Here is a 3,016-nt window from a genome sequence, read left to right on the forward strand (position 1 = left end):
CTTTGCTGAAAATGAATCCGGAACCAACGCCAGTCACTTTCTGATCAGGAATCTCTCCAAAGAAACGCCTGAAGAAATCCTCAAACCCATAAGGGTCGGTTATTGAATATTTTCTGGTTGCTTCGACGTCCACTTTTACTACTGCTGGTCCTGCTGCTTGGACTACGTTGACTACTGGACTCTCGTAGCCTTCATTAACCAGGGCCAGAGAAGCCACTGATAACAGAACAACAACAACAACTAGAAGTACTTTCCTCATAACTCTGACCTCCTTCTTCGATTTGGCTACTCCGGTATATAGTTTGACTGATCGCTCGAATTCATTGTTCAAAAAATGAGAAGGTGATATACTGATAAAGTTATATTTATTCAGGGGTGAGTCTGTTGCAGTGGTTGTTTGTTCTGATTGTTTTCGTTGTTGCGTATTATCTCATTATTTCAGGGAAATTCAATAGGTCCACAGTTGCCTTCGCTGCGGGAATCATAATACTTCTGTCAAAGGTAATTCCCAACTTCGATATGAAGGAGCTTGGTTATCTTGTAGATTTCAATACAATAAGTATCCTCATCGGCATGATGATTGTTGTCGGTACACTAAGAACAACGGGTTTCTTCGAATTCGTTGCAGTGCATGTTGTAAGAGTTTCTAAGGGAAACGTAAGGGTTCTTCTGATATTTTTCATGGTTACGATTGCTCTTTTCTCTGCTTTTCTTGACAACGTCACCACGATACTCCTCTTTGCGCCGATAATTTTCCTTGTTGCCGACGCTCTTGAAGTCTCGCCTAGAATGTTTTTGCTGGGAGGAGTTCTTTCAGCAAACATAGGTGGGACCGCGACCTTAATCGGAGATCCACCAAACATCCTGATCGGTTCCGCAAGTGGATTTGGTTTCATGGATTTTCTCAGAATAGATGGGCCAATAACTCTCATTGCCCTTCTAATAACAGTTATCTACCTCGATAGAAAGGTCTTCAAAGATTACAGATCAATGGGAGACAAACTGAAGAGGCTCGCCAGTATGGATCCCAACAAGGCTATTGTCTCGAAATCGGCTCTCTATAAATCACTTGCTGTGTTTTTTGGAATCATTGCAGGTTTTCTTCTCCATGGTTTGATAGGAGTCGAGCCTTCTCTCGTTGCTCTTGCAGGTGCTGCCGCGGCGATGATTCTGAATGGGAAAAGTTTTTCCAGTCTGTCTGAGGATATCGAATGGGATACGATCTTCTTCTTCATGGGGCTCTTTGTACTAGCATTTGCCCTAAAAGAGGTTGGTATTACTTCCTTCATCTCTGGTCTTCTTGGTACACTCTCGGGTAATAAGTTGGTACTGTTTCTGACCCTTTACTGGTTGTCGGCATTAATGGGTGGCTTCATCGGCGCGGTTCCTGCAGTCACTTTTATGATTCCCATTATACAGGGAATGACGTCAAATTACGGTGTTCCTTCCGAGATTTGGTGGGTAATCTCAATCTCGGCCTGTCTTGGAGGAAGTTTTTCGATTGCCGGTGCAGCCGCAAATATGGTTGGAGTAGGGCTGATAGAAAAACATTCAAAGGAGAGTCTCACATACGGGGATTTTCTTCGATTTTCAATGCCCGTGACGATTATGACGCTTGTTGCCGGTACCGCATATATTCTCTTTAGATTCTCTCTTTAAATCCACCTTTTTCGTGAGAAGATCTTTTTGCTCTCTTCTTCCAGAGGTTGATCTCTCCACGAAGATTTCGTCTCCATCTTCCGAATCAATTCCTGTGTAGTACATAGCCGTGGAGTATGTTGCGGGTGTAGGTGTAAATATCTGAACCTGCTCTGGATTGTAATGCATTTCCTTGCTCACGAATTTCTTCAGTTCGATCATATCCTGTATCGTGCAACCCGGATGAGCAGCAATAAAATATCCTATAGTGAATCTATTTCTGCTTGAGATAAGACTTACTTCTCTCAAGAAGTCGCGGAGCACCTCTTCTGATGGTTTTCCCATCTGCTTCAGTACATGATCAACAGAATGTTCGGGTGCCATTTCAGTTGTCCTGAGGTGTGATTTTCGATCAATTCTTTTAGGAAAGCCCTACCGGATTTTTCATCTTTTAGAATGAGATCGTACCTGATTCCAGAAGAGACGAAAACATGCTTAACACCCGGAAGCCTCTTCGCTCTTCTCAAGAGATTGAGGTATCTGCTGTGATCAGGTCTCAGAGAGCCGCATACCTCTGGAAAAAGACACCTTCTATCTGCACAAGCCCCGACTTTTCCCTTTACAGAACACTCGAACCCATACATGTTTGCTGTTGGACCGCCTATATCAGTTATGGTTCCATGAAATTCTGTGTCTTCGGTAAGGATTGCAATCTCTTTGATTATTGAGTCTTCGCTTCTCGAAATTACTGTTCTTCCCTGATGAATCGCAATCGCGCAGAAGTTGCACTCGCCGTAACAGCCTCTGTGACTCGTTATAGAATTTCGAACGGTCTCAATTGCTTTGACTTTCCCCTTCGAAAGAGAGAATGGGTGTACTCTCCTACTGAAAGGAAGAGAATAGAAGGAATCCAATTCCTGTGGACTTACCTTTGGAGGTTTGTTCTGTACGACATATCTATTATCCTGAAGCTGATACAGACAGGTGCCCCGTACAGGGTCCGTCTCTTCATGAATGATTCTTGTGAGCCTGAAGTACTTCTGTTTGTCAAGCAAGACCTCTTCATGAGAGGGAAGCTCAACTCCAATTGTTTTTGCGCTAGACCAGAAAACGGTTCCTTCAACGTCTTTGGGGATTTGTCCTGATTCTGAGATCTTTCTGGCAATTTCTGTAACGGGTTTCTCTCCCATTCCATATACAAGCAAGTCTGCCTTGGAGTCAAGAAGAATCGATTTTTTTATTTTGTTGCTCCACCAGTCATAATGGGAGAACCTTCTCAAACTTGCCTCTATTCCTCCGATAACGACGAAAGTGTCTTTGAAAGCCTGCCTTATCAAATTTGAATAGACTGTAGTTGCGCGATCAGGTCTCTTACCGC

The 3,016-nt window shown here is 43.4% G+C and carries 2 protein-coding genes and 1 pseudogene; 1 reads left to right on the forward strand and 2 read right to left on the reverse strand.

Features of this window, described 5'->3' with window-relative positions; genetic code table 11:
• Nucleotides 1–259: serine protease (locus ENN47_09370; GenBank protein ID HDP78373.1), on the reverse strand; the 259-nt coding region annotated here is incomplete at its 3' end.
• A gap of 125 nt (nt 260–384) precedes the next feature.
• On the opposite strand from ENN47_09370, the gene ENN47_09375 reads away from it, so the two are divergent.
• On the forward strand, nt 385–1,659 hold the full coding sequence (locus ENN47_09375) for a citrate transporter (GenBank protein ID HDP78374.1): 1,275 nt from the start codon (nt 385–387) through the stop codon (nt 1,657–1,659).
• Here ENN47_09375 and ENN47_09380 read toward each other — a convergent pair.
• Nucleotides 1,591–3,016, reverse strand: a pseudogene (locus tag ENN47_09380) (YgiQ family radical SAM protein). The gene ENN47_09375 and the pseudogene ENN47_09380 overlap by 69 nt on opposite strands.

This window comes from Mesotoga infera, assembly GCA_011045915.1.
Lineage (GTDB): Bacteria > Thermotogota > Thermotogae > Petrotogales > Kosmotogaceae > Mesotoga > Mesotoga infera_D.